This window comes from Acidovorax sp. GW823-FHT05D11, from assembly GCF_058795695.1.
The window spans coordinates 5,295,757-5,320,847 of sequence record NZ_CM179502.1 but is presented as its reverse complement, the minus strand read 5'-3'; the positions used below and the strand labels follow the sequence as shown (position 1 = coordinate 5,320,847).

The following is a 25,091-nucleotide window of genomic DNA, read 5'->3' as shown; positions in this document are numbered from 1 at the left end:
CTTGAACGTTATTGCGCCGCCGGGCCGCGCCGGGCCTTCTGCCACGCGCCCGGCGTGAAGCCGAACTGCCGCGTGAACATGCGCGTCATGTGGCTCTGGTCGGCGAAGCCGCTGGCCGCCGCCGCATCGGCCAGGCCCACGCCCTGGCCGATCAGGTGGCGGCTGCGCTCGGCGCGCTGCTGCAGCAGCCAGGCGTGCGGCGGCAGCCCGTAGGTGCCGGCGAAACGCCGCAGCAGCTGGTAGCGGCTGAGCCCGGCGAAGGCGGCCATCTGCGCGAGCGTGGGGGGCGCCAGGGGCGCGTCGGCCAGCCAGTCGCGCACCTGCCCGAGCGCGGGCGCGGCGTGGGCGGTGCGCGGGGCAGTTGCCGGGGGCGTGCTGGCGTGGCGCTGCAGCAGCAGGGCGCAGGTCTGGGCCAGCGATTCCTCGCAGGCCAGGCGGTCCACGGCGCCGGCCATCGCTGCGGTGGGCGGCGCCGGCGGCTGCACCACATTCCACAGGGCGATGCGCGCGACCAGGGTGTGGAGCGCGCGGGCCAGGGCGGCGTCCTGGATCACGGGGCGCGTGAGCGCGATGCCGGCCTGCCCCGCCACGGCGCCCTCGTCGTCGGCCAGGGCCTGCAGCACCGCCGGTTCGATGTACACCATGCGCCAGCGGCGCGATGCGCTGCCCAGCGGCTGCCCGTCGTGCACCTCGCCCGGGTTGGTGGTGATGAGGTCGCCCGCATAGGCATCCACCGGCCCGCGCCCGCTGGCCGAGCTTTGCGCGCCGTCGTCCAGCAGGCCCAGCCCGTAGACTGCGTGCCAGTGCTTGCCGTAGCGGCGGGAACTTTCGGCGCGTGTGCAGTACACACCTTGCCAGGGCGAGGCAAAAACCTGGCAATGGTGCACGGGCGGGGGCGTCATGGCGCCGATTATTGCGGGCCCGCGCCGCCGGGGCCGATCCCACCACCACCATCACCGCAGCAAAGGAGCGCACGCATGGTGCACCGCAGAAGATTCCTGGGCACCGCGCTGCGGGGCCTGGCCGGGGGGGCCACCGCCCTGGCCGGGCTGCGCGCCGCCCGGGCCCAGCCCAGCTACACCGTGCCGCTCGGGCAGCTGCAGGAGGCCGTGGCGCAGAAGTTTCCGCGCAGCGTGCCGGTGCAGGGGCTGGTGGACCTGGCCGTGCAGGCGCCGCGCCTGCGCCTGCTGCCCGAGGCCAACCGGCTGGGAGCCACCATGGCCGTTGAGGTCGCGGGCCCGGCGCTGCGCCGCAGCCATGCGGGCACGTTCGATGTGGAATTCGCGCTGCGCTACGAGGCCGGCGACCGCACGGTGCGTGCCCACCAGATCCGGCTGGGGCGCCTGGATTTCCCGAGCCTCAAGCCGGCCGTGAACGAGATGCTCAACGCCTACGGCCCGGTGCTCGCCGAGCAGTCGCTGCGCGAGGTGGTGCTGCACCAGTTGCGCCCGCAGGACACGGCCGTGTTCGACGGCCTGGGCCTGCAGCCGGGGCCCATCACCGTGACGGCCCGGGGGCTGGTGGTGGCCTTCGTGAACAAGCCGCAGCCTTGAGCGCCGTCGTCCGCATTCGTCTGCATTTGCTATTAAAAATATAGCCATCAGCGCTGAATGGATAAGCGCTGAAGGCCTTTTTGCCTGAAATTCCCTGGACGGCTTTCGCGGGTCAGCGCGGCGCGCCCTGCGCGCGCTGCTGGGCCGCCGCGAACGCCTGCGTGCGGATCCACTGCAGCGCATGGCCGCGCCGGTGGCTGTCCGGCGACACCGTGGAGGTGGTGGCCACGACCAGGTCCAGGGGCGGATACACCCAGATGAACTGGCCGCCGTAGCCGCTGGCCAGGAAGGTCGGGCGCGGCGCTGGCGACGGCACCACCCACCACAGGTAGCCGTACGACAGGCCCACCGGCGGGCCGCCCGCGTTCTGCGCCTTCACCGAGGCATCGGCGAACGCCTCGGGCACCAGCGGCTGGCCGTTCCACCGTCCATGCCGCAGGTAGAGCTGGCCCAGCTTGGCCATGTCGAGCGTGCGCAGGTGCAGGCCCTGCCGGTAGGACGGCTCGGCGAAGCCCAGGGGGCCCACCAGCTGCTGGCGCGCGTAGTCGGCCAGGGGCATGCCCGTGGCTTTTTCCAGCACGGCGACGAGCAGCGGCACGACCGAGTTGTCGTAGGCGAAGGCCTGGCCCGGGTCGCTGGCCAGCGGGCGTGCCCAGGCATCGCGCGGGCGCAGCGGCGCGGCGGTGCCGATGGCGTCGCGGGCCGCGAAGCCCGCCGTCAGCGTGAGCAGGTGCCGCAGCGTGATGGCGGCCGCGCGCGGGTCGCTGTGGGCCCCGGCCCACTCGGGCACCAGGTCCACCACGCGCTGGTCCACGCTGGCGATGCGGCCCTGCGCGAGGGCCGTGCCCAGCAGCACCGACAGCGCGCTTTTGGACGCGGACTGCGTGTCGCGCAGCTTCTCGGCGTCGCCGTCGCGGTAGAACGAGTACACCACGCGCCCGTCCAGCACCACCACGGCGCTCTGCACGTCGGTGAACTCGCGGGCCAGCGCGGCATCGGGCCCCTGGAAGGCGGCGGCATCCAGTGCCTGCTCGCCGGGGGCCGGGGCTTCGCGCCAGGCGCCGGCGGGTGCCGGCTGGGCCAGCGCGGCGCCAGCGGCCAGGCAGGCGGGCAGGGCCAGGGCGATGCAGGTCGAACGGCGGGTCCAGCGGGGGCGCATGCGGGCTCCTTCGGGCGAAGAACGGACGGTGCGCGCAGTGTAGGCGCCGCAACCTTTGCGCCGGCCAAAGAACAAAGGCGGCGCGGCGGGGCGCAGTGCCGCGCGCCTGCGCTCAGGCCCTGCCGCCGCTGCCCACGGCCCTGCGCAGCGCCGCGCGCGCGAGCAGCCGCGTGGAGTCGAGCGTGGGCAGCGCGGAATTCGCGTCGCTGATGATGAGCGGAATCTCGGTGCAGCCCAGCACCACGGCATCGCAGCCCTCTTCGCGCTGCATGCGCGCGATCACGCGCTGGAACGTGGCCACCGCCTCGGGCCGCACCACGCCGGGCACCAGCTCGTCCATGATGATGCGGCCGATCTCGGTGCGCTCGGCCTCGGTGGGGCGCACGCAGGCCAGGCCCTGGGCGGCCAGCTTGTCGGGATAGACGCTGCTGTCCACCAGCCAGCGCGTGCCCGTCAGCGCCAGCCGCCGGTGGCCCCGCGCCGCCGCCTCGGCGGCCACCACCTCGGCGATGTGCAGCCAGGGCAGCGGCGAGTGGGGGGCCACGCGGTCGAAGGCCTGGTGGATGGTGTTGTCCGGGCAGACCAGGAAGTCCGCGCCCGCGCGTGCCAGCGTGCGGGCCGATGCCAGCATGAGGTCGGCCACGCCCTGCAGGTCGCCCCGCTCCAGGCAGTCGACATAGGCGGCCAGCGAGGGGGTATGCATCGACACCTCGGGGTGCGCATGGGCCTGGCCCAGGATCGCGGCACCTTCGGTGCAGATGGTGCGGTAGCACAGCGCCGCGCCCTCGGCGGAGCAGCCCACGATGCCGATGTGCAGCGGCGCGGCCCCGGAAGGCATGGAAGGGGCGGGGGTGATGGAAGCGGTCATGCGGTTGGGCGGGTGGCCGGAGGGCGCCGTGTCGGCGGACAGGCGCCATGATGCCAGCAGCGCTTCCCACGCGGCCATGCCCGGTGGGCCACGGCCTCCTGCGCGCGGGCGCTGCGGGTCAGTCTCCGCGCACCCGCTGCGCGAAGCCGCGCTGCGCGAACTGCTCCACCACGAAATCCACGAACACCCGGGTGCGCGCGGGCAGCAGCTTCTTGCTGGGGTAGTAGAGCGAGGTGGGGCCGGCGTCTGCCCACCAGCCGGGCAGCACGCGCACCAGGCCGCCGTTGGCCAGCCAGGGCTGCGCGAACGGCATGGGCAGCACGGCCAGGCCCAGGCCCATCAGCGCGGCCTGGCACATGGCTTCGGGGTCGTCGAACACGGCGCGCGGGCGGAACTCGGCCGCGGCGGCCTCGCCCGCCCTGTTGCGCAGCGTGATGACCGGGATGCGCCCCGTGCGGATGGCGCGGCGCGCGATGCCGTCCCACCGCGCCAGGTCCGCCGGGTGGCGCGGTGCCTTGCAGCCCTTGAGCAGCGCGGGCGAGCCCACCACCACCAGGTGGATCGGGCCCAGCGTGCGCGCCACCATGTCGGGGTTCAGGTTCAGGCCGCCGCCGATGCCCGCGTCAAAGCCCTCGCCGATCAGGTCGACCTGGCGGTTCTCGAAGCGCCAGTCGGGCTGGATGGCGGGGTAGCGCTGCAAGAACTCGGTGAGCAGCGGCACCAGGTAGGCCCGGCCAAAGGCCTGGCCCATGCTCACCTTGAGCGTGCCCGCGGGCTGCTGCTCGGCCTCGGCCGCGTGGTCCACCGCATCGGCCAGCGCCGTCAGCGGCGGGCCGATCTGCGCGAGCAGGCGCTGCCCGCCCTCGGTGAGCGTGAGGCGCCGCGTGCTGCGCTGGAACAGCCGCACGCCCAGGCTGGCCTCCAGGCGCGCCACGTTCTTGCTCACGGCGGCGGGCGTGAGGCCCATCTGCCGCGCGGCGGCCGAGAAGCTGCCGCACTCGGCGGACTGGACGAAGGACTCGAGATGGCTCAGGGGCTGCATGGCCCACATTTTCAACTGCTGGTTGAAATAGATCCAGCCCATTCATCGCTACCGCCCGTGCAATGGTTTTCCGACACTGCAGATGTTCCCGGTTCTGCCACGAACCGCCTCCTCTTCACCATCACTTTTTCTGGAGAAACACCATGTCTTCCGTGCCCCACACCACACCCCCCGCCCCCGGGCCCGCCGCTGCTTCACGCGTGCTGGCCGGCAAGGCCGCCTTCGTCACCGGCGGCGCGCGCGGCATTGGCGCGGCCATCGTGCGGCGCCTGGCACGCGATGGCGCGGCCGTGGCCTTCACGTACAGCAGCTCCGAAGCCCCCGCCCAGGCGCTGGTGGCCGCCATCGAGGCGGACGGCGGCAAGGCCCTGGCGTTGCGGGCCGACAGCGCGGATGCGCAGGCGCTCGCGCAGGCCATCGACGGCGCGGCGCGCACGCTGGGCCGCCTGGACATCCTCGTCAACAACGCCGGCGTGGCGGTGGCGGGCGAGCTGGACAGCTTCGCGCTGGCGGACTTCGACCACACCCTCGACGTGAACGTGCGCGCCGTGTTCGTGGCCACGCAGGCCGCCGCGCGCCACATGGGCCAGGGCGGTGCCTACGGCCGCGTCATCACCATCGGCAGCACCAATTCCGACCGCGTGCCATGGGCCGGGTTCAGCGTCTATGCGATGAGCAAGGCCGCCATCGTGGGCCTCACGAAAGGGCTGGCGCGCGACCTGGGGCCGCGCGGCATCACCGTGAACAACGTGCAGCCCGGTCCCGTCAACACCGACATGAACCCCGCCGACGGCCCTCTGGCCGGCAGCATGCACGGCCTGATGGCGCTCGGCCGCCACGCGCACCCCGACGAGATCGCCGGCATGGTGGCCTACCTGGCCGGGCCCGAGTCGGGCATGGTGACCGGGGCCAGCCTGCTCATCGACGGCGGCTTCGCGGCCTGAGCCGCCGCGCGGGCGAGCCCGGGGCGGTTTCTCTTTCTCAGCCCTTGGCCCTGCGCGGCCGGGCCTTGCGGCCGGGGGATGCCGCCAGCTCCTGCGGCGTCAGCGCATGGGCGGGGTTGTTCGCCACCATCTCCACCGCCAGGTCGATGAAGGTGAAGGCGCGCGCGCGGGCGGGCAGCGCGGTGCGGCTGCCGTAGTACACGTACAGGCCCAGGTGCTCGGCCACGTGCTGCGTGAGCAGGGGCACCAGCTGCCCGCTGCGCACCAGCGGCGCGGCCGTGGGGCCCACCAGCTGGCCGATGGCGTGCCCGCCCAGCACGGCGCGGGTTTCCACCTCGATGTCGTTGGTGCAGAACGCGGCGGGGATGGCGTGCGAGACGATGTCGTCCCCCACCTGGAATTCCCACGGCATCGGCTTGCCCGTGGACGGGTGCCGAAAGCCGCTGCAGGTGTGGGCTGCCAGCGCGTCGATGCTGGCGGGCGCGCCGTGTCGTGCGATGTAGGACGGCGCGGCGCACACGATGAGCTGCAGCGCCAGCAGCCGCCGCGCCACCACGCCGCCCTCGGGCGGATAGCCCGAGCGAAAGCCCACGTCCACGCGGTCTTCCACCCAGTTGCCGATGCGGTCGTCGAGCTGCACGTCCGGCTCCACCCGGGGGTGGCGGCGGCAGAACGCGTCGAGCACCGGCCAGATCACCTCCAGCAGGATGGAGCGCGGCGCCACGATGCGCAGCGGCCCCGCCATCTCTTCCCGGCCGCGCCGTGCGCCCTGCACGGCGTGCTGCAGCGTGGCCAGGCCGGGCTGCGCCGACGCGAGGAACTGGCGCCCCTCTTCGGTGAGGCTCAGGCTGCGGGTGGTGCGGTGAAACAGCCGCACGCCCAGGTGCGCCTCGAGCTGCACCAGCAGCTGGCTGGAGGCCTGGGGCGTGATGCCCTGCGTGGCGGCGGCCTGGCGCAGGCTGCCCAGTTCGGCCGCCTTCACGAAGTTGGCGATGGCGCGCAGTTCGTTGATGGCCATGGTGGGGTTGGGGGGTGGATTGGCAAGCGCCGCTTGTGAATGTATCCATGAATTATGGGCTAGTCCGATGTCAATGGGCTCCCTACAGTTCACCCCCGTGGGCCCGCCAAGGCGCCCACCCAGCCCATCCACCACCCCTGAACCCCCGAAGGATTCGCCATGGCTTTTGCCGACACGACCACCACCACCACCACCGTTTCACCCTCCCGCGTCTGGCTGATCACCGGCGCCTCGCGCGGCCTGGGCGCGCGCATCGCCGAAGCGGCCCTCGCCCAGGGCGATGCCGTGGTCGCCACCGCGCGCGATGCCGCAGCCGTCGGCCAGCGCCTGGGCGGCGGGGGCGCGCTGCTGCCCCTGGCGCTGGACGTGACCGACGAGGCCCAGGCGCAGCACGCCGTCCAGGCCGCGCTCGCGCGTTTCGGCCGCATCGACGTGCTGGTCAACAACGCGGGCTACGGCCTGATGGGGGCGGTGGAGGAAGCCACCGCCGACGAGGTGCGCCGCCTGTACGACACCAACGTGTTCGGCCTGCTGAACGTCACGCGCGCGGTGCTGCCGGCCATGCGGGCGCGCCGCGCGGGGCACGTGATCAACATTTCCTCCCTGGGGGGCGTGCGCTCGAGTGCCGGCTTTGGCCTGTACTGCTCCACCAAGTTCGCGGTGGAGGGCATCACCGAGGCGCTGCACGCCGAGCTCGCGCCGCTGGGCATCCATGCCACGGCGGTGCAGCCGGGGTACTTCCGCACCGAGTTCCTGGATGGCGCGTCGCTGGCGGTCTCGCCCCGCGTGCTGGAGGACTATGCGGCCAGCGCGGGCGTGGTGCGCCAGGCGGTGCCCGGCATCAACCTGCAGCAGCCCGGCGACCCGGCGCGGCTGGCCCGCGCCCTGCTGCAGCTGGTGGCCAGCCCCATGCCGCCGGTGCGCCTGCCCCTGGGCTCCGACACGCTGCGCACCATCGCCGAGCAGCATGCGCGGGTGGCCGCCGAGACCGCGCAGTGGAGCGCCGTGGCCGCGTCGACGGACTTTCCCCAGGCTGCCGGGACGGCCGTGACGTGAAGGGGCGGCCACTGGCTGCGTTTGCTATTGAATGAATAGCATTGGGGCATTGCGAAGACAGCGCTGGATGCCATGGGGGCTCGGATCCGCCGGCCCGCCCGCCGCGGCGGGTGCTGTCCTGTCCGCAAGGCTTTCTGGCAGCCGTCCTACAGCGCCGGACCGGCGGACGATCTACAACAGGCACAGGCTTGCCGCATTGCCGCCAGCCCGTGGGCCAGCCATTCCCCAGTCCTCCAGCAAGCGCTTTTCTTCTGCCATGGTGTCTTCCTCCCCCACTTCCCCCACTTACCCCGCCGCGCTCCCGGGCGCTCCTTCGGCCGCGCCGGCCGACCCTGTTTCCCCGGCCGATGCCGCCACCGTGCCGCTGCCGCCGCCCCCGGCGCAGGTGGTGGTCATCACCGGCGCGTCCAGCGGCATCGGCCACGCCACCGCCCTCGCGTTCGCGCGGCGGGGCGCGTGCCTGGTGCTCGCCGCGCGCAACCCCGACACGCTGGCCCCGGTGGCCATGGCCTGCCGCAACGCGGGCGCGGCGGCGGCGCTGGGCGTGCCCACCGATGTGACCGACGCCGATGCCGTGGCCCGGCTGGCCGATACGGCGCTGCGCCACCATGGCCACATCGACGTCTGGGTCAACGGCGTGGGCGTGGGCGCGGTGGGGCGGTTCGACCAGACGCCCCTGGCCGCGCACCGCCGCGTGCTGGAGGCCAACCTGCTCGGGCACCTGCATGGCGCGCATGCGGCGCTGCGGCACTTTCGCGAACGCGGGCAGGGCACGCTCATCAACATGATCTCGGTGGGCGGCTGGCTGCCGTCGCCATATGCGGCCGCGTACACGGCCAGCAAGTTCGGGCTGCGAGGGCTCTCCGAGGCGCTGCGCGCCGAGGTGTCGGACCTGCCGGGGGTCCATGTGTGCGACGTGGCGCCCACCTTCGTCGATTCGCCGGGCCTCTCGCACGGCGCCAACTACACGGGCCGCAGCATCCAGCCCCGCATTCCGCTGCTGGACCCGCGCCGGGTCGCCCAGGCGGTGGCCGCGCTGGCCGACCGGCCCAGGGCCGTGACCTGGCTGGGCGCCGGTGCCGCGCCGGGCCGCGTGGTCCATGCCCTGGCGCCGCAGCGCCTGGGCGCCGCGATGCGCTGGGTGACCGAGCGTGCGCTGCGCGGCGCCCGGCCCGCGCCCCGCAGCGACGGCAACCTGTTCGCACCGTCGCGCGGCACCGCCATCGATGGCGGCCAGCGCGATGCGCGGCGCCACGGCATGGGCCTGGTGGCCGTGCTGGGCGTGGTCGGCCTGGGCCTTGGCGTGTGGGCCGCCCGCCGCCGTTCATCGTGAGGAGCCCGGCATGCCTGTTTCCACCAACACCAACACCACCGCCGCCTCGCCCTCCCCGGCGCCCGCGGGCGCGCGCTTCGTGCTGTATGCGCTGCAGGGCCGCGTGTACGCCAGCAACGTCAGGCACAAGCTCGTGGACCTGGGGCGCCTGTCGCAGGAGGGAGACGGCGGCACCTACGCCTACCTGCTCGACGGCGACCAGGCCACGGGCAGCGGGTTCGCCGGTGCGCGGGAGGCGCTGGCGCACATCGCGCGCACGACGAGCTTCCTCTTCCTGGACGGCCAGTTCACCGCGCTGGAAGACCTGGGCGGCACGGGCCGGCCCGATCTGGCGGATGCCCCGCGGCTGGCGGTGGCGCTCGATCCGCTGGGGCGGGGCGCGCCGGTGATCCACGCGCCGGCGTAGGTGCCGGGGCCCGCGCGGAGCGCGCCGTCACACCATGCCGCCGTTGGCGCGCAGGGTCTGCCCGTTGATCCACCCGCCGTCCGGCCCGGCCAGGAAGGCCACGGCGCTGGCGATGTCCTCGGGCGTGCCCAGGCGCTCCATGGGGTTGGCCTGGGCCAGGCGCCCGATCAGCTCGGGCGTCTTGCCGTCCAGGAACAGCGCGGTGGCCGTGGGGCCGGGCGCGATGGCGTTCACCGTGATGTTCCGGCCGCGCAGTTCCTTGGCGAGCACGCTGGTCAGGGTCTCCACCGCGCTCTTGGTGGCGGCGTACACGGCATAGCCCGGCAGGGCCGTGCCGACCAGGCTGGTCGAGAAGTTGACGATGCGCCCCCCGGGCTGCAGCCGGTGCGTGGCCTCGCGCAGGGTGTTGAACGTGCCCTTGAGGTTGATGGCGACCACGCGGTCGAAGGTGGCGTCGTCCGTCTGCGCCAGGTGCGGCAGGGTGGATGGCATCACGCCCGCGTTGTTGACCAGCACGTCCACGCGGCCAAAGGCCTGCTCGGTGGCATCGAACAGCTGGCGCACGGCGCCGCTGTCGGCCACGTCGGCCTGCACCGCCACGGCCGCTCCGCCCGCTGCGGTGATCGCCTGCACCACGGCCTGGGCGTCTTCGGTGCGGCCGGCGTAGTTGACCACCACGCGGAAACCGTCGCGCGCGAGCCGGTGGGCAATGGCGGCGCCGATGCCGCGCGATGCGCCCGTGACGATCGCGGTGCGCGGGCCCGTGGGGGCGGACTCAGGGGAAGAGGAGGAGGAAGGGGCGTAGGAGGAAGGGGTGGTGGACAGCGGCTGCATGGCAAGGCTCCTGGTGCGGTGGGGAAGGGACGCCACCCGGTGGCGGCGTGTGGCAGCGGTATTGTTCTGTTGTTGTGAAGATTGATAAATACCTAGAATTGACTTCACTGTTCAATGCGGCACAACAATCAAGACCCACCGGGGAGCCCTTCGCGATGGACCGCTTTCAATCCATGCAGCTTTTCACGCGCATCGTCGAACTGGGCAGCTTCACCCGCGCGGCCGAAGACCGGCAGCTGCCGCGCGCGAGCGTGACCCTGGCGGTGCAGGCGCTGGAAAAGCGCCTGGGCACGCGGCTCCTGCAGCGCACCACGCGCCACGTGAGCACCACGCCCGACGGGCAGGCGTACTACGAGCGCTGCCAGCGTCTGCTGGCCGACCTGGAGGAAACAGAGGCGGCATTCGGCCACGCCGCGAGCGCGCCGCGTGGCAAGCTGCGCGTGGACCTGCAGGGCACGCTGGCCCGGCATTTCGTGCTGCCGCGCATCGGCGAGTTCTGCACGCGCTACCCCGAGGTGGAACTGGAGATCGGCATGGGCGACCGGCTGGTGGACCTGGTGCGCGAGGGCGTGGACTGCGTGCTGCGCGGCGGCGAGCTGCGCGACTCCACCATGGTGGCGCGGCGCGTGGCACTGCTGCAGCAGGTGACCTGCGCGAGCCGCGGGTACCTGGCGCGCCACGGCACGCCCGCCACCGTGGAGGCGCTGCGCGGGCACCGGGCCGTCAACTTCCTCTCGCAGCGCACGGGCAAGCCCCTGCCTTTTGACTTCATCGTGGACGGCGTGGCCACAAGCGTGCAGCTCAAGGGCCCCGTGGCCGTGAGCGATGCCGATGCGTACCACGCCTGCTGCGCCGCGGGCCTGGGGCTGATCCAGGTGCCGCGCTACCACATCGCGCCCCGGCTGGCCGATGGCAGCCTGTGCGAGGTGCTGGCGCCGTTTCGCCCCGCGCCCATGCCGGTGTCGGTGCTGTACCCGCACAGCCGCCAGCTGTCGCCGCGCGTGCGGGTCTTCGTGGACTGGCTGGCCGGGGTGATGTCGGCCGCGCGCTGAGAACGGCCGGAGCGCGCCTACACCGGGCGCGTGAACTCCATCACCCAGTTCACCTCCCAGGTGGCGCCGCCGTCCTCGGAAAACGCCTGCTGCCAGCGTGGCGCGCCGGTGTGCATCCCTGACCACTCGAAGCGCACCCGCACCGGGCGGCCCTCGAACAGCTCCTGGCCGTCAAAGATGCCGACACCGTCCTGGAAGCCGCCGACCACAGGGGGCTGCAGCATTCCCGTGGCCGGGTCCAGGCCGCCGGTGGCGTTGTCGAGCCAGTAGATGCTCCAGCGCTGCGTGGCGGGGCTGAACACGCGCAGGGTCATGCCCACGAAGCCCGGCTTCCAGGCCAGGGGCGTGAAGTCGTCGCAGTTGCCGATGCCGGCGGGCAGGGGGCGGGCGGTGCCGGTGGCGTCGAACACCTCCCAGTCGCTGCAGCCGGCCAGGCGCCGCACCAGGCGCGTGTTGCGGATGCGCCAGGGGCCCATGAGGAAGTCGAAGTCGCGCGCGGCGCTGGGCGCCACGGCGGGCGAGGGGATGGTGATGAGGTTCGGGGTGGCCATGGTGGGGTCTTTCATCGGTGAAGCGGGGGGCGTCAGGCGTGCAGCGCGGAGCGGGCGGTGGGCTGCAGGCGCAGGGTCTCGGGTTCGCGGGCCAGCCAGGGGGCAAGGCCCGGCGCCACACCCCGCGCCCAGGGAGTGCTGCCGGTGAACGCCTCCAGCGCGGCCTCGCGGCCGAACAGCGCCAGCCCCAGCAGCACATGTTCGCCCTCGCGCACGGGCAGGCGGGGAAAGGTGTTGGGGCTGGTCTCGGTGCAGTACCAGGCCACCTGGCGCGCGCCCCCGCGTTGCAGCGTGGGCGCCATGCGGTGGCGGCAGAAGTCCAGCAGCGCGGGCGTGGCGGCCTCGCGCAGGTGAAACACCGTGGCCGCCACCACGCCGGGGGCCGCGCCGCTGGCGCCCGGCGCCGCGCGCGCGTGCTGGGGCAGCGCGGCGGCCGCGCCGGGCCAGGCGGGGCGCAGCAGCAGCACGTTGTCGGAGTCGATCATGGTGGCGTTGGCGGCGTCGCGGTGCGCGGCCCAGGTGGGCCCGCTGTAGAAGGCTTCGAGCGCCTGGCGGCGCGCCTGCATGCTGCCGAAGCCGCGCAGCCACACGAACAGGTCGGGCCGGTCCAGGTCGCGGAACTGGCCCAGCACGCGCAGGCCCTGCGCCTCCTGGGTCTCCACGAACTCGCGGTCGAACAGCTCGATCAGCACGTCGCGCTGCCCCGGGTGCAGCGTGTACTGGCGCAGCTCGACGATGGCGCATTCGTCGGCGGCGGGTGGGGCGCAGGGGTGGCGCGTGGCCATGGCGGTGTCGTGCATGCGGGCTCCTGCAGGGTGGGGGTCGATGAAAGTCATGCCCGCAGTCTGCGCCCCCATACATGACACCGCATGGCAGGTATTTCAGGTATCTTCGCCGCAGCTGCCTTCTTTTTTTCTGGCCAGGGGCCCCGGGCCCGCGCCGCACCCTACCGGACCACTTCCTTCCCGCCATGCGCGCCAGCCGCCTGCTCTCGCTCCAGATGCTGCTCGAAACCCAGGGCCGCATGAGCGCGCCAGCGCTGGCCGGGGCGCTGGAGGTGTCGGTGCGCACGCTGTACCGCGACGTGGACCAGCTCAGCGCCGCGGGCGTGCCCATCTATGCCGAGCGCGGGCGCCATGGCGGGTTTGCGCTGCTGCCGGGCTGGAAGACCACGCTCACGGGCCTCACGCCGTCGGAGGCGCAGGCCGTGTTCCTCAGCGGCCTGCCCGGCCCCGCGCAGGACCTGGGCCTGGGCAGCGACGTGCAGGGCGCACGCCTGAAGCTGCTGGCCGCCCTGCCCGCCGCATGGCGCGAGGACGCGCAGCGCGTGAGCGCCCGCCTGCACCTGGACCCGGTGGACTGGTACCGCGAGAGCGACCCCACGCCGCACCTGTCCACGGTGGCCGCCGCCGTGTGGAGCGGGCACCAGATCGCGATGCGCTATGAAAGCTGGTCCGACACCGTGGAGCGCACCGTGAGCCCGCTGGGCCTGGTGCTCAAGGCGGGTGCCTGGTACCTGGTGGCGCTGCCGGCGGACAAGGCCACGGGCAAGGGCGGCGGTGATGGTGGCGATGGTGGCGACAGCGGGCCACGCACCTACCGCGTCTCGAACATCCTGGCGGCGCAGGCGCTCGCCACGCCGGTGCGCCGCCCCGCGCGGTTCGACCTGCCGGGCTACTGGGCGCGCTCGATCCGGCGCTTTGAATCCGGGCTCTACACCGGCGAGGCGGCGCTGCTGGCCACGCCCGCCGGGCTCAAGGGGCTGCGCGCGCTCAGCAGCGCGGTGGCCCGGGCCGTGGCGGCCGCGCCCACGGCCGCCCCCGCGCCGGGCGGACGGGCGCGTGGCGGTGACCATTCCCATCGAGTCGGTGGAGCACGCCTGCGGCCAGCTCCTGCGCTTGTCGCCGCAGGTGGAGGTGCTGCGGCCCGCCGCCTTGCGCCGTGCGCTGGTGGCCCGGGTGCGGGCCACGGCGCGGATGTACGGGCTGGACGGTGGCTGAGCAGCAGAATGTGAATTTGCTATCAAATATATAGCTTAAAGCGCTTGTTCTTCAAGCGCCAGCGCGTGGAATGGCTTCGGACATGCGGCGCTGCGCGCGCCGGGAAAGGGTGCCTAGAGGCCGCGCCGCACCATGTCCAGCAGGCGCAGGCCCAGCAGGTCCAGCATCTGCTGCGGCGTGCCGCGCAGCGGCCCGTCGATGGAGAGCAGCGCCATGCCGTGCACGGTGGACCAGGCCAGGTATTCAGCGCCCGGGCGGCGCTCGGGCGGCAGGGCGCCTGCCGTCACCAGGTCATCGAGTGCCGCGCTCAGGTGCTGGAACGGGTTGAGCCCCGTGGCGCCGCCCATGGCCGGGTCGGGGTCGTGCTGCACGGTGAAGCGCCCGCCGAAGGCGGTGCGGAACAGGCCTGTCTCGGCATGCGCGAAGCGCAGGTAGCCCGCGCCCACGGCGCGCACCTTGGCGTGGGCCTGCTCGGTGGCCGTGCCCGTGGCGGGCACCTGGGCCAGTTCGGCCTCCATGGCCTGGGCCACGGCCGCCACGGCGGCGGCACGCACCGCGTCCAGCAGGTCGTCGCGGTTGGCGAAATGGCGGTAGGCCGCATTGGGCGCGACCCCCGCGCGGCGCGTGGCCTCGCGCAGCACCACGGCGTCGGGGCCGCCCTGGCGCGCCAGCTCGATGCCCGCGTCCAGCAGGGCGCGGCGCAGGTCGCCATGGCGGTAGGTGCTGCGTGCGGCGGGGGTGTTGCGAGTGGTTACGGTCATGGGCGGTGAGATGTGGACACTGTCCATTATCTTTGGTATTGTTTGTGGACGGTGTTCACAATTGTGCGCCGAAATCCATGTTCCGAGACCTTCCCAAGGAGACCCCCATGAAAGTCGAGCCGTATCTGATGTTTGAAGGCCGCTGCGAAGAGGCCCTGGATTTCTACCGCCGCGCCCTGGGCGCGCAGGTCACCATGCTCATGCGCTACAAGGACAACCCCGAGCCCGCCGCCGGCCAGGGCTGCGCCGAGGGCGCCGGCCCCGGCCCCACGCCCGAGATGGTCATGCACGCCGCCTTCAACGTGGGCGAGACCCAGCTCATGGCGTCGGACGGCATGGGTTCGGGCCAGCTGAACTTCCAGGGCATCTCGCTGGCGCTGAGCCCCGCGAACGAGGCGGAGGCCAAGCGCTACTTCGACGCGCTGGCCGAGGGCGGGCAGGTGCAGATGCCGCTGGCCAAGACCTTCTTCTCGAAAGCCTTCGGCATGGTGGCCGACCGCTTTGGCGTGTCGTGGATGGTGGTGGCGCCGGAATGAGCGCGGCGGCCATGAAGTACCAGGGAAGCTGCCACTGCGGCAAGGTCGCCTTCGAAGTGGAAGGCACCGTCGACAGCGGCCTGGCCTGCAATTGCAGCATGTGCCACCGGCGCGGATCGCTGCTGTGGTTCGTGCCGCGCGGCGCGCTGCGGCTGACCACGCCCGAGGCCGACGCGGCCACCTACACCTTCCACAGGCACGTGATCCGGCACCGTTTCTGCCCGGCCTGCGGCATCCATCCTTTTGGCGAAGGCGTGGACCCCAAGGGCCAGCCCGTGGCGGCGGTCAATCTGCGCTGCGTGGAGGGCCTCGACCTGGGCAGCGTGCCCGTCCACCACTACGACGGCCGGGCGGCTTGACCCCCCCAACCCTCACACCCCCTCACATTCCCCTGCAAGGAGACTTCCATGATGAATCCCGAACCCCATGCCATGCACCGCTGGCTGCAGCAATTGCTGGGCCACTGGACCAGCACCTCCGACTGCGACCCGCCGCCGGGCGAACCGGCACAGCAGTCCGTGGGCGCCGAACACGGCCGCGCCCTGGGCGACCTGTGGGTGATCCTCGAAGGCACCGGCACCATGCCCGGTGGCGGCGAGGCGCGCATGCAGATGACGCTGGGCTACGACCCCGAGAAGAACGTGTTCCTGGGCACCTGGGTGGGCTCGATGATGACCCACATGTGGGTCTATCGCGGCACGCTCGATGCCGACCAGAAGGTGCTCACGCTGGAGACCGAAGGCCCCAGCTTCAAGGGCGACGGCAAGACCGCCCGCTACCGTGACGTGATCACGCTGGTGAGCGCCAACGAGCGCACGCTGACGTCGTTCAGCCAGCAGCCGGACGGCAGCTGGAACCAGATCATGCAAGCAAAATACACGAGAACCCCCTGAGCCGCCGCGGTGCGCCCCCCTGGCGGGGACGCGCCGCACTGCGAATCCTTTTTTCACTCCCGCCGCTCCATGACCCTCCGCATCGAAGGCCGCGCACGCTGGCCCGCCCTCATCCTGCTGTGCCTGGGCGAGCTCATGATCGTGCTCGACACCACCATCGTGAACGTCGCGCTGCCCAGCATCAAGGCCGACCTGGGCTTCACCGAAACGTCCCTGGTGTGGGTGGTCAACGCCTACATGCTCACCTTTGGCGGCTGCCTGCTGCTGGGCGGGCGGCTCGGGGACTTGTATGGCCACCGGCGGCTGTTCCTGGCGGGCATCACGCTGTTCACCCTCGCGTCGCTGGCCTGCGGGTTGGCCCATACGCAGGGGCTGCTGGTGGCGGCGCGCGCGGTGCAGGGCGTGGGCGGGGCCGTGGTGTCGGCCGTGGCGCTGTCGCTCATCATGAACCTGTTCACCGAGCCCGGCGAGCGCGCGCGGGCCATGGGGGTCTATGGTTTTGTCTGCGCCGGAGGCGGCAGCATTGGCGTGCTGCTGGGCGGCGTGCTCACCAGTGCGTTGAGCTGGCACTGGATCTTTCTGGTCAACATCCCCGTGGGCGCGGCCATCTACGCGGCCTGCCTGGTGCTGCTGCCGGGCGGCAAGGGGCATGCCCACGGCCAGCGGCTGGACGTGGCGGGCGCCGTCACCATCACCGCGTCGCTGATGCTGGCGGTGTATGCCATCGTCAATGGCAACGAGGCGGGCTGGGCCTCGCTGCAGTCGGTGGGGCTGCTGGGCGCCTCGGCCGCGCTGCTGGCGTTGTTCCTGTACATCGAATCGCACGTGGCCGCGCCCCTGGTGCCGCTGCCCTTGCTGCGCCAGCGCAACCTGGCCATCTCCAACGTGGTGGGCGTGCTGTGGGCCGCCGGGATGTTCGCGTGGTTCTTCTTGTCGGCGCTGTACATGCAGCTGGTGCTGGGCTACGACGCCATGCAGGTGGGCCTGGCCTTCCTGCCGTCCAATCTCATCATGGCGGGCTGTTCGCTGGGGCTGTCGGCCTGGGTGGTGATGCGCTACGGCATCCGCGGCACGCTGGGCTGGGGCCTGCTGCTGGCCGCCGTGGGCCTGGTGCTGTTCGCGCTGGCACCCGTGGACGGCCGCTTCGTGCCGCATGTGCTGCCCGGCATGCTGCTGCTGGGCGTGGGGGCGGGCATCGCGCTCAATCCGCTGCTGCTGGCCGCCATGGGCGACGTGAAGCCCGAGGATTCGGGCCTGGCCTCGGGTGTGGTCAACACCGCGTTCATGATGGGCGGCGCGCTGGGCCTGGCGGTGCTGGCCAGCCTGGCCGATGCGCGCACCGGCGCGCTGCGCGAAGCGGGGGCATCGGCCCCGATGGCCCTGAACGGCGGCTACCAGCTGGCGTTCTGGGTGGCGGCCGCGGGCTCGCTGGCGGCGGCGCTGCTGGGTGGCCTGGTGCTGCGGCCCGCGCGGCCCCCGGCCGTGGGCGCGCAGGTGGCGGCTCACTAGGGGACAAAAAACGAACTGCTATTGAATAAATAGCTGTTGGCGCAATATCCATAAGCGCTGGCGCCCCATTTCTTTCAAATTGCGAGCAAGGTGGGCCCGCCGGGATCGCCCCACTGTCCTGCCTGGCGCACCGCACTGTTCCACCGGGCGCACTTCTGCTCAGGCACCATTGGCGCCATATTCCACTGGCATGCCGCCCGATCGTGGTGGTGCACAACACGAGGAGTCTTCGTATGTCGTCGTCCACACCTGCTGCAACCACCGCCCTGGTGCCCATCGTGCGCGCCCAGTTGCTGGGACCGCAGTGGCCCACGCTCGACCCGTTTCTTTTCTGCGCCCACCACGACGATGCCTACCCCGCGGGCAACGCCGCGTTCGGCCCGGCCGTGCCCATCGAAGACCGCCAGATCGGCAGCGACTTCAGCCGCAAGGACGGCTGGAGCATGTACCACGGCGACACCGTGCCCGGCTTTCCGGGCCACCCGCACCGGGGCTTCGAGACCGTGACGCTGGTGCGCAAGGGCCTGATCGACCATTCCGACTCGCTGGGCGCGGCCGCCCGGTTTGGCGGCGGCGACGTGCAGTGGGTCACGGCTGGCAAGGGCATCGTGCATTCCGAGATGTTCCCGCTGCTCAACGCCACCGAGCCCAACCCGCTGGAGCTGTTCCAGATCTGGCTGAACCTGCCCGCGCGCAACAAGATGGTGGAGCCGCACTTCACCATGCTGTGGAACGAGCGCATCCCGCGCCTGGTGCACCACGACGCCGCCGGCCGCGCCACCACGGTGACGATGGTGGCGGGTGCCCTGCCCGGCGCGCCCGCGCCCCTGCCGCCACCCCCGGAATCCTGGGCCTCGCAGCCCGAGGGCGACGTGGCCATCTGGACGCTGCGCCTGGAGCCGGGGGCCGAGTGGACCCTGCCTGCCGCCCAGGGCGAAGGCACGCAGCGCATGCTGTACTTCTTCGTGGGTGACAGCCTGCGCGTGGGCCCGCAGGACGTGGACCGCCACGCCGCGCTGCAGGTGCGCCCGCAAGAGGACTGGCTGCTGGCCAACACCGGCGCCACCACCGTGGAATGCCTGGTGCTGCAGGGCCGGCCGATTGGCGAACCCGTGGCGCAGTACGGCCCCTTCGTGATGAACACGCAGGCCGAGATCATGCAGGCCATGAACGACTACCGCCGCACCCAGTTCGGCGGCTGGCCCTGGGCCGAGCAGGACCCGGTGCACGGCACCGAGGCGCGGCGGTTTGCGCGCTACCCCGGCCAGGCCGAGGAAGAGCGCCCCGGCGAGGACGCCGCGGCGGCGCAGGCCTGAACACCTTCGCCCGGTGGGGTCGCGGGCGCGGCCGGGCGGGGTGCCTGGCCGCTCGTGGACAATCCAGGTTTTCGATGCGCGCAGCGCGGCCCGGGCGCCAGCCGGCGGGCAAGGCGCCGCGCCGCACCCCCTGACCCAAAGATGAAAGCGCAAGCCCAGCCATGAGCACCCCCATCACCAAAGACTCCGCCGTCACCCTCACCTACAAGGTCACCACGCCCCAGGGCAAGCCGCTGGATGCCGGCAACCTGTCGTACCTGCACGGGGGCTACGAAAACATCTTCCCCAAGGTCGAGTCCGCCCTCGAAGGCCAGTCCGTGGGCTTTGCCACCACGCTGGACCTCGCCGTGGAAGACGCCTTCGGCGCGCGCGACGAAAGCCTGGTGCGCACCATCCCCAAGACCGAGTTTCCGCCCGGCGTGAAGGTCGGCGGCCAGCTGCAGGGCGTGGGCAGCGACGGCCAGCCCGCCGTGTTCAACGTGGTCAAGATCAAGGGCCCCGAAGTGCACCTGGACGGCAACCACCCGCTGGCGGGCCAGGCCCTGAAGTTCAGCTGCAAGGTGACCGATGTGCGCGCCGCCAGCGCCGAAGAAATTGCGCACCGCCATGTGCATGGCGCGCACGGGCACCAGCACTGACATGGAGGGTGGCGGCCGCCCACGCTGGCTGCGGCCTCGTGGGCCGGCCCCCGGGCAGGCCGAGGCCCGGCGTGGAGAGGGCTACAGCGCCTCCAGCACCGTCGCAATCCCCTGTCCGCCGCCAATGCACTGCGTGGCCAGTGCGTAGCGGCCCTTCTCGCGCTGCAGCAGCGCGGCCGCCTTGCCGGTGATGCGCGCGCCCGTGGCGCCCAGCGGGTGGCCGATGGCCAGGCCGCCGCCGTCGAGGTTGATCGTGTCCTCGCGCAGCCCGAGTTCGCGGATGCAGGCCAGCGCCTGCGAGCCGAAGGCTTCGTTGATCTCCACCACATCCATGTCGCTGGCCGAGAGCCCCGCGCGCGCCAGCGCCTTGCGCGTGGCGGGCACGGGGCCCATGCCCATGTAGGCCGGGTCCACGCCCGCCGTGGCCAGGGCGCGGATGCGCGCCAGGGGTGACAGTCCGTGCCGGGCGGCGTAGGCCTCGGTGGCCACGAGCACGGCCACGGCGCCGTCGGTCAGCGGCGACGAGGTGCCCGCCGTCACCACGCCGTCCTCGCGGAACGCGGGGCGCAGCGCGGCCAGCGCCCCGGGCGTGGTGCCGGGGCGGATGCAGCCGTCCTGCGCCACCACCTCGCCCGCGTCCAGCGCGATGGGCACGATCTCCGCCTGCAGCCGGCCGGCCTCGCGCGCGGCGGCGGCCTTGCGGTGCGATGACACGGCCATCGCCTCCTGGTCGGCGCGGGACACCGCGTACCGGCGTGCCACGTTCTCGGCCGTCTCGCCCATGCTGATGTAGGCGTCGCTGTGCTCATACAGCGCGGGGTGGGCCGAGAAGTTGAAGCCACCCTGCGGCACCATGCTCATCGACTCCACGCCGATGCACAGGTACGCCTCGCCCAGGCCCGCCTCGATTTGCGCGGCGGCGATGTGGATGGCCGACATGGACGAGCCGCAGAAACGGTTCACCGTCATGCCGCCCAGCGCGTGCGGCAGCCCCGCCAGCAGCGACACGATGCGCGCGATGTTGTTGCCCTGCGCGGCCTCGGGGTAGGCGCAGCCGGCGATCACGTCCTCGAGCGTGGCCGGGTCGATGCCGGTGCGCTGCAGCAGGCCCGTGACGACCTGCGCGGCCAGGGTGTCGGGCCGCACCCCCGCCAGCGCGCCCTTGCGCGCGAAGTGAAAGGGGGAACGGGCATAGGCGGAAATCAGTGCTTGCATGGCGGTGCCTTCCCTATTCCTGCGGATGGCGTGGCCGTGGGCGGAATCAGGCCGTGGCGGCGGCGGCGTGGCGCCGCGCCCGGCAAGGGGCGCGGGGAAGGGGACGTGGGGGTGGTCATGGGGGCTCCTGGAAGCGTATTTTAGATGACGGTCATCACGTTTAAATTATATGACAACCATCATTTAAAGTGTCAAGCTGGCGTTTTCGGGGCATCCGGCACAAAGGGGATCGGCGATGAAGGTGAGCAAGGAACAGATGGCGGAAAACCGCGAGCGCATCCTCGATGCGGCGGCGCGGTTGTTCCGCGAACGCGGGTTTGACGGCATCGGCGTGGCGGACCTCATGAAGAGCGCGGGGCTTACGCACGGCGGCTTCTACGGGCACTTCGCGTCCAAGGACGAGCTGATGGCGCAGGCCACGGCACGCGCGCTGGACGGGCTGCAATCGGCGTGGGCCGCGCTCGCGCGCGGCGCCGCGGCGCAGGGGCGGGATCCGCTCGCCGCGATCGAGTCGGCCTACCTGTCGCCGGGCCACCGCGATGCGCCGGGCCAGGGCTGCCTGCTCGCCGCGCTGGGCGGCGATGCGTCGCGCCAGGGGCCGGCCGTGCGCCGGGCCGTGACCGAAGGCATGCAGGCCCAGGTGGCGGGCCTGGCCACGCTGGTGCCCGGGCGCAGCAAGGCCGCCAGGCGCCAGCGCGCGCTGGCCGACTATGCCAGCCTCGTGGGCGCCCTGGTGCTGGCGCGGGCTGCGGACGACCCGCAGTTCTCCGACGAGATCCTGCAGGCCACGGCGGCGGCGCTGCGGCTGCCGGGGCATGCTGCGGACTGAGGGATCGGAATGCTATTTATTTAATAGCTATTTCCGCCGGATGGACGGGCGTTGGCGGCCAAAATCATCGAGGTTGCCATGGTGGCCCGTCACCCCCGCCCGCCGCTGCGCCGCGCCAGGCCCCGCCCCTGCAGCACCGGCTCGGCCGCGAGCCGCCCGCGCGCGAATTCGACAAAGGCCCGCACCTTGGCGGGCGCGCGCCGTCCCGCGGGGTAGACGATGTGCACGGGCACCGGGTCGGGCTCGTGCTCGGCCAGCACCACGCGCAGGCGCCCGGCGCGCAGGCTGGCGGCGGCCTGGTAGGCCAGGCACCGGGTGAGCCCGAGGCCTGCCTCGGCGGCGGCGATGTCCACCTCGTTGCTGTTGCTGATCCAGGCCTGCTGCGGCATGCCCGTGGCGCCGCCCCGGAACTTCCAGGGCGCGGGCGCGCGCGCATCGAACGAAAAGGCAATCGCCCGGTGCTGCCCCAGTTCCTGCGGGTGGCGCGGCTCCCCATGCCGCGCGAGGTAGCCGGGCGACGCCACCACCATGCGCCGCAGCGCACCCACCCGCAGCGCGGTCAGGCCCGAGTCCGGCAGGTGGGCGATGCGCACGGCCACGTCCATGTCCTCCTCCAGCAGGTGCACCAGCCGGTTCACGAACAGCGTGCGCGCCTGCACGCGGGGCTGGGCCTGCAGGAAGTCCAGCACGATGGGCGCCACGTGCTGGATGCCGAACATCTGCGGCGCGGTGATGGACAGCAGGCCCTGCGCCTCGGCCTGCGCGCCGCTGGCGGCCTGCTCGGCCTCCTGCAGGTCGTTCAGGATCGGGCGGCAGTCGGCCAGGAAGCGCTCGCCCGCCTCGGTCAGGCGCACGGTGCGCGTGCTGCGCTGGAACAGCAGCACCGACAGGCGTGCCTCCAGCGCCGCGATGGCGCGGGTCACGGCCGTGGCCGAGCAGCCCAGGCGCCGCGCCGCCACGGCGAAGCCGCCCGCATCGGCCACGGCCACGAAGCAGCGCAGGGTGTCGAGATGGTCCATTGTTGCGGAAAATGCAATTTTGAAAGGCGAACTATGGCTATTCACGGCAGGATACGCAATAGCTAACGTGGAGGCTTCTTTGTTGACCCTCTCCAGGACCCACCGCCATGGCACCCACCTCCCCTTTGACGCTGTACCGCATGTCCATCTCGGGCCACTGCCACCGTGCCGAGCTGATGCTCTCGATGCTGGGCCTGCCCCACGCGCTGATCGACGTGAACCTGCTCGCCGGCGAACACCGGCAGGCCGCCCACCTGGCGCGCAACCCGCTGGGCCAGGTGCCCGTGCTGGTGGATGGCGACGTGGTGCTGTCCGACAGCAACGCCATCCTCGTGTACCTGGTGCAGCGTTACGCGCCCGGCAGCCAATGGCTGCCGCAGGACCCCGTGGGCCAGGCCGGCCTGCAGCGCTGGTTCAGCCTGGCGGCCGGCATGCTGGCCCCCGGGGCATCGAGCGCGCGTTTTGCCGCCCTCACGGGCCGCGAGCCCAGCGAGGCGGCGCTCGCCATCGGCCGCAGGCTCTTCGACTTCATGGAGCCCGCGCTTGACGGCCGCGACTGGCTGCTGGGCGGTGCCGCCCCCACGCTGGCCGACATCGCCATGGTGAGCTACACCTCGCAGGCGCCGATCGGCGGTTTGTCGCTCGCCACCTATCCGCGCATCGCGGCCTGGGTGGCGCGGATGGAAGCCCTGCCGGGCTATGTGCCGCTGGCGGACCGCCTGCCCGCCCCTGGCGCCATGGTGCCGGCATGAACGCCACGCCCGCCGCCGCCTTCCACGCGGGCGAGCAGGCCCTGCAGGAGCGCGTGGGCGTGCGCGAGCGCATGGCCGCCGTGGGGCCCCTGGTGCTGCGCGACCACATGCCCGACCAGCACCGCGAGCTGTTCGAGAAGCTGCCCACGCTGCTGCTGGGTGCGCTCGACGACCAGGGCCAGCCCTGGGCCACCATGGTGGCAGGGCCGCCGGGCTTCGTGCACACGCCCGATGCCCATGCCATGCACATGGCGGTGGCGCCCGATGCGGCCGACCCGGTGCTGGCCCGGCTGGTACCCGGTGCGCCGGTGGGCGTGCTGGGCCTGGAGCCGCACACGCGCCGGCGCAACCGCATGAACGGGCGGGTGGCGTCGTTCGGCGCCCGCGGGCTGGAGGTGGACGTGGTGCAGAGCTTCGGCAACTGCCCCAAGTACATCCAGGCGCGTGCGCCCGGCCTGCGCGCGGAGGTGACGCCGCCGGCACCGGCCCAGGTGCTGGGTGCGGGGCTCGACGCCGCCGCGCGGGGCCTGATCGCGCGCAGCGACACGATGTTCATCGCGAGTGCCTCGGCGGCGCACCCGGGCGCAGGGCGCGATGAAGGCGTGGACGTGTCGCACCGCGGCGGCGAGCCGGGTTTCGTGCATGCCGAGCAAACGGAGCGGGGGCTGGTGCTGACCCTGCCCGACTACCCTGGCAACCTGTTCTTCAACACCCTGGGCAACCTCGCGCTGCACCCGCAGGCCGGGCTGCTGTGGGTGGACTACGAGGAGGGCGGCCTGCTGCATGTGGCCGCACGCGCCGAGCTGCTCTGGGACGAGGCCTCGCGTGCGCGCTGGCCCGGCGCGCAGCGCGTGCTGCGGCTGCAGGTGCTGGGCGGCATCTGGCGCGCGAATGCCTTGCCCTGGCGCTGGACAGCGGCCGAACCCGCGCCGCAGTTCAGCGCGATGCGTGCGCGTGCGACGGAATGAGCGGTGCGATGGCCTTGCGCGGCGTGGTGGCCTCGGCCTGCACCATGCGCGCGCTGCGTTCGTGGGCGCCGCGCGCCAGCTCGGTGATCAGGGAGGCCTCGGGCAGGTTGTGCCAGTAGCGCTGCGGCATCTCCTTGCGCATCATGTCGGTCTTCAGGCGCGCGGGGTTGAAGATGTGGCGGTAGTAGGTGAGCCACAGCGCCTCGCCGGCGTCGGGCGGCGGCGCATCGCTGCGCTGGCCGCCCGGGCCGGTGTGCAGCGCCGTGCCGTCCCAGCGCACGCTGGCATCGGGCGTGAGGATGGCCCAGCGCATCTGCGTGAAGCGCCGCACGAAGAAGCCGGCATTGGCCTCGGTGATGAAGTGGTCGGGCTCGAACCAGGCCACCTGCACGGTATGGCCCTCGGTGTCGGTCACGGGGCGAAAGCGCACGAAGGCGTGCATCTTGTGCATGTCGCGCGCCACGGCACGCACCATGTGGTGGGCCTGCAGGCGGTCGGCATCCAAGGGGTCGTGGCGCAGTCCGCGCTCGCGCACCAGGCGCCACAGCAGGCGGTACATGAGCGCGAAGCGCACCGGGTTGCGGTGCAGCACCAGGCGCTCGCACAGGCGCAGGAAATCCTCGGGCACCCGGGGCGCCGCGCCGCCCGCCGGGGACGGCAGCGGATCCACGGAGGAGCCCGGTGGCGCGGGGCTGGCGAACAGGTCCTGCGCGGCCCCTTGCGCGGTGAACCACTGCACCTCCTGCGGCGGCACGCCGGCCTGCACCAGCGCGCGCGCGGCCCGGCGAAAGCCCGGCCAGTCGGTGGCATGTGCGAGGGTGATGGTGTGCAGGGCCATG

Annotated in this window: 28 protein-coding genes and 1 pseudogene; 17 read left to right on the top strand and 12 right to left on the bottom strand. The window is 72.4% G+C overall.

Going from position 1 to position 25,091, the window contains the following annotated elements; genetic code table 11:
• Nucleotides 1–8: 8 nt before the first annotated feature.
• Complete coding sequence (locus AC3RCE_RS24535) at nt 9–902, bottom strand: AraC family transcriptional regulator (RefSeq protein ID WP_369643688.1); 894 nt, start codon at nt 900–902, stop codon at nt 9–11.
• 75 nt (nt 903–977) lie between these two features.
• On the opposite strand from AC3RCE_RS24535, the gene AC3RCE_RS24530 reads away from it, so the two are divergent.
• Complete coding sequence (locus AC3RCE_RS24530; RefSeq protein WP_369643687.1) at nt 978–1,553, top strand: DUF1439 domain-containing protein; 576 nt, start codon at nt 978–980, stop codon at nt 1,551–1,553.
• 112 nt (nt 1,554–1,665) lie between these two features.
• Here the strand turns inward: AC3RCE_RS24530 and AC3RCE_RS24525 are convergent, their stop codons facing one another.
• The 3 genes from AC3RCE_RS24525 to AC3RCE_RS24515 all read right to left on the bottom strand — a co-directional run bounded on the left by AC3RCE_RS24525 (nt 1,666) and on the right by AC3RCE_RS24515 (nt 4,622).
• Nucleotides 1,666–2,712, bottom strand: a complete 1,047-nt coding sequence (locus AC3RCE_RS24525) for a serine hydrolase domain-containing protein (RefSeq protein WP_492254163.1) — start codon at nt 2,710–2,712, stop codon at nt 1,666–1,668.
• Nucleotides 2,713–2,824: 112 nt separating this feature from the next.
• Complete coding sequence (locus tag AC3RCE_RS24520; protein ID WP_255593114.1) at nt 2,825–3,580, bottom strand: aspartate/glutamate racemase family protein; 756 nt, start codon at nt 3,578–3,580, stop codon at nt 2,825–2,827.
• A 118-nt stretch (nt 3,581–3,698) separates the two neighbouring features.
• Nucleotides 3,699–4,622: a LysR family transcriptional regulator gene (locus AC3RCE_RS24515; RefSeq protein WP_369643810.1), complete on the bottom strand. Its 924-nt coding sequence runs from the start codon at nt 4,620–4,622 to the stop codon at nt 3,699–3,701.
• A 143-nt stretch (nt 4,623–4,765) separates the two neighbouring features.
• On the opposite strand from AC3RCE_RS24515, the gene AC3RCE_RS24510 reads away from it, so the two are divergent.
• Nucleotides 4,766–5,566 carry an SDR family oxidoreductase gene (locus tag AC3RCE_RS24510; RefSeq protein ID WP_369643686.1) on the top strand — a complete coding sequence of 267 codons (801 nt, stop codon included), beginning with the start codon at nt 4,766–4,768 and terminating at the stop codon, nt 5,564–5,566.
• 37 nt (nt 5,567–5,603) lie between these two features.
• Here AC3RCE_RS24510 and AC3RCE_RS24505 read toward each other — a convergent pair whose 3' ends face one another.
• Nucleotides 5,604–6,584: a LysR family transcriptional regulator gene (locus tag AC3RCE_RS24505; protein ID WP_492254162.1), complete on the bottom strand. Its 981-nt coding sequence runs from the start codon at nt 6,582–6,584 to the stop codon at nt 5,604–5,606.
• A 159-nt stretch (nt 6,585–6,743) separates the two neighbouring features.
• Here AC3RCE_RS24505 and AC3RCE_RS24500 point away from each other — a divergent pair, with 159 nt between their 5' ends.
• From AC3RCE_RS24500 to AC3RCE_RS24490, 3 genes are all read left to right on the top strand, one after another.
• The gene (locus AC3RCE_RS24500; protein ID WP_492254161.1) at nt 6,744–7,640 is read left to right on the top strand and encodes an oxidoreductase; all 897 of its coding nucleotides are present in this window, start codon (nt 6,744–6,746) and stop codon (nt 7,638–7,640) included.
• A gap of 358 nt (nt 7,641–7,998) precedes the next feature.
• Nucleotides 7,999–8,973, top strand: a complete 975-nt coding sequence (locus AC3RCE_RS24495; RefSeq protein WP_370627884.1) for an SDR family oxidoreductase — start codon at nt 7,999–8,001, stop codon at nt 8,971–8,973.
• Nucleotides 8,974–8,983: 10 nt separating this feature from the next.
• On the top strand, nt 8,984–9,379 hold the full coding sequence (locus AC3RCE_RS24490) for a hypothetical protein (RefSeq protein ID WP_492254160.1): 396 nt from the start codon (nt 8,984–8,986) through the stop codon (nt 9,377–9,379).
• 27 nt (nt 9,380–9,406) lie between these two features.
• Here the strand turns inward: AC3RCE_RS24490 and AC3RCE_RS24485 are convergent, their stop codons facing one another.
• A complete protein-coding gene (locus tag AC3RCE_RS24485; RefSeq protein ID WP_492254159.1) occupies nt 9,407–10,213 on the bottom strand; it encodes an SDR family oxidoreductase in 807 nt (268 codons plus the stop codon).
• Nucleotides 10,214–10,368: 155 nt separating this feature from the next.
• Between AC3RCE_RS24485 and AC3RCE_RS24480 the strand changes: the two genes are divergently transcribed.
• Complete coding sequence (locus AC3RCE_RS24480) at nt 10,369–11,265, top strand: LysR family transcriptional regulator (protein ID WP_218298074.1); 897 nt, start codon at nt 10,369–10,371, stop codon at nt 11,263–11,265.
• A 17-nt stretch (nt 11,266–11,282) separates the two neighbouring features.
• Here the strand turns inward: AC3RCE_RS24480 and AC3RCE_RS24475 are convergent, their stop codons facing one another.
• The gene (locus AC3RCE_RS24475; RefSeq protein ID WP_492254158.1) at nt 11,283–11,816 is read right to left on the bottom strand and encodes a hypothetical protein; all 534 of its coding nucleotides are present in this window, start codon (nt 11,814–11,816) and stop codon (nt 11,283–11,285) included.
• Between the two features lie 32 nt (nt 11,817–11,848).
• Nucleotides 11,849–12,652, bottom strand: coding sequence for an NIPSNAP family protein (locus AC3RCE_RS24470; RefSeq protein ID WP_492254157.1), 804 nt, complete (start codon nt 12,650–12,652; stop codon nt 11,849–11,851).
• Between the two features lie 23 nt (nt 12,653–12,675).
• Here AC3RCE_RS24470 and AC3RCE_RS24465 point away from each other — a divergent pair.
• Together AC3RCE_RS24465 and AC3RCE_RS24460 are read left to right on the top strand one after the other, a co-directional pair.
• Nucleotides 12,676–13,383: pseudogene (locus tag AC3RCE_RS24465) on the top strand (helix-turn-helix transcriptional regulator); the annotation flags it as partial.
• On the top strand, nt 13,379–13,816 hold the full coding sequence (locus AC3RCE_RS24460) for a WCX domain-containing protein (protein WP_492255434.1): 438 nt from the start codon (nt 13,379–13,381) through the stop codon (nt 13,814–13,816). The pseudogene AC3RCE_RS24465 and the gene AC3RCE_RS24460, both read left to right, overlap by 5 nt.
• 113 nt (nt 13,817–13,929) lie before the next feature.
• Here the strand turns inward: AC3RCE_RS24460 and AC3RCE_RS24455 are convergent, their stop codons facing one another.
• Nucleotides 13,930–14,577: a TetR/AcrR family transcriptional regulator gene (locus tag AC3RCE_RS24455; RefSeq protein WP_255591880.1), complete on the bottom strand. Its 648-nt coding sequence runs from the start codon at nt 14,575–14,577 to the stop codon at nt 13,930–13,932.
• A gap of 107 nt (nt 14,578–14,684) precedes the next feature.
• Between AC3RCE_RS24455 and AC3RCE_RS24450 the strand changes: the two genes are divergently transcribed.
• The 6 genes from AC3RCE_RS24450 (at nt 14,685) to AC3RCE_RS24425 (ending at nt 19,469) form a co-directional block, all read left to right on the top strand.
• The gene (locus AC3RCE_RS24450; protein WP_218298070.1) at nt 14,685–15,113 is read left to right on the top strand and encodes a VOC family protein; all 429 of its coding nucleotides are present in this window, start codon (nt 14,685–14,687) and stop codon (nt 15,111–15,113) included.
• A gap of 11 nt (nt 15,114–15,124) precedes the next feature.
• Nucleotides 15,125–15,472 (top strand): GFA family protein, encoded by a 348-nt coding sequence (locus tag AC3RCE_RS24445; RefSeq protein ID WP_218298069.1) that lies wholly within the window; start codon nt 15,125–15,127, stop codon nt 15,470–15,472.
• Nucleotides 15,473–15,520: 48 nt separating this feature from the next.
• Complete coding sequence (locus AC3RCE_RS24440; protein ID WP_218298068.1) at nt 15,521–16,006, top strand: DUF1579 domain-containing protein; 486 nt, start codon at nt 15,521–15,523, stop codon at nt 16,004–16,006.
• Nucleotides 16,007–16,075: 69 nt separating this feature from the next.
• A complete protein-coding gene (locus tag AC3RCE_RS24435; RefSeq protein ID WP_218298067.1) occupies nt 16,076–17,515 on the top strand; it encodes an MFS transporter in 1,440 nt (479 codons plus the stop codon).
• A 233-nt stretch (nt 17,516–17,748) separates the two neighbouring features.
• Nucleotides 17,749–18,831: a pirin family protein gene (locus AC3RCE_RS24430; protein WP_492254156.1), complete on the top strand. Its 1,083-nt coding sequence runs from the start codon at nt 17,749–17,751 to the stop codon at nt 18,829–18,831.
• 161 nt (nt 18,832–18,992) lie between these two features.
• Nucleotides 18,993–19,469: an FKBP-type peptidyl-prolyl cis-trans isomerase gene (locus tag AC3RCE_RS24425; RefSeq protein WP_369643676.1), complete on the top strand. Its 477-nt coding sequence runs from the start codon at nt 18,993–18,995 to the stop codon at nt 19,467–19,469.
• Nucleotides 19,470–19,550: 81 nt separating this feature from the next.
• Here the strand turns inward: AC3RCE_RS24425 and AC3RCE_RS24420 are convergent, their stop codons facing one another.
• A complete protein-coding gene (locus AC3RCE_RS24420) occupies nt 19,551–20,684 on the bottom strand; it encodes a thiolase family protein (RefSeq protein ID WP_492254155.1) in 1,134 nt (377 codons plus the stop codon).
• 235 nt (nt 20,685–20,919) lie between these two features.
• Here AC3RCE_RS24420 and AC3RCE_RS24415 point away from each other — a divergent pair, with 235 nt between their 5' ends.
• The gene (locus AC3RCE_RS24415) at nt 20,920–21,513 is read left to right on the top strand and encodes a TetR/AcrR family transcriptional regulator (protein WP_218341747.1); all 594 of its coding nucleotides are present in this window, start codon (nt 20,920–20,922) and stop codon (nt 21,511–21,513) included.
• 89 nt (nt 21,514–21,602) lie between these two features.
• Here the strand turns inward: AC3RCE_RS24415 and AC3RCE_RS24410 are convergent, their stop codons facing one another.
• Complete coding sequence (locus AC3RCE_RS24410) at nt 21,603–22,532, bottom strand: LysR family transcriptional regulator (protein WP_492254154.1); 930 nt, start codon at nt 22,530–22,532, stop codon at nt 21,603–21,605.
• Between the two features lie 107 nt (nt 22,533–22,639).
• Here AC3RCE_RS24410 and AC3RCE_RS24405 point away from each other — a divergent pair, with 107 nt between their 5' ends.
• Nucleotides 22,640–23,284 (top strand): glutathione S-transferase family protein, encoded by a 645-nt coding sequence (locus AC3RCE_RS24405; RefSeq protein ID WP_492254153.1) that lies wholly within the window; start codon nt 22,640–22,642, stop codon nt 23,282–23,284.
• Entirely contained in the window at nt 23,281–24,252 is a 972-nt protein-coding gene (locus AC3RCE_RS24400) for a flavin-nucleotide-binding protein (RefSeq protein WP_492254152.1), read from the top strand. Before AC3RCE_RS24405 ends, AC3RCE_RS24400 begins: the two co-directional genes overlap by 4 nt.
• Here the strand turns inward: AC3RCE_RS24400 and AC3RCE_RS24395 are convergent.
• Nucleotides 24,221–25,090, bottom strand: a complete 870-nt coding sequence (locus AC3RCE_RS24395; protein ID WP_492254151.1) for a TIGR03915 family putative DNA repair protein — start codon at nt 25,088–25,090, stop codon at nt 24,221–24,223. The genes AC3RCE_RS24400 and AC3RCE_RS24395 overlap by 32 nt on opposite strands.
• Nucleotide 25,091 lies beyond the last annotated feature (1 nt).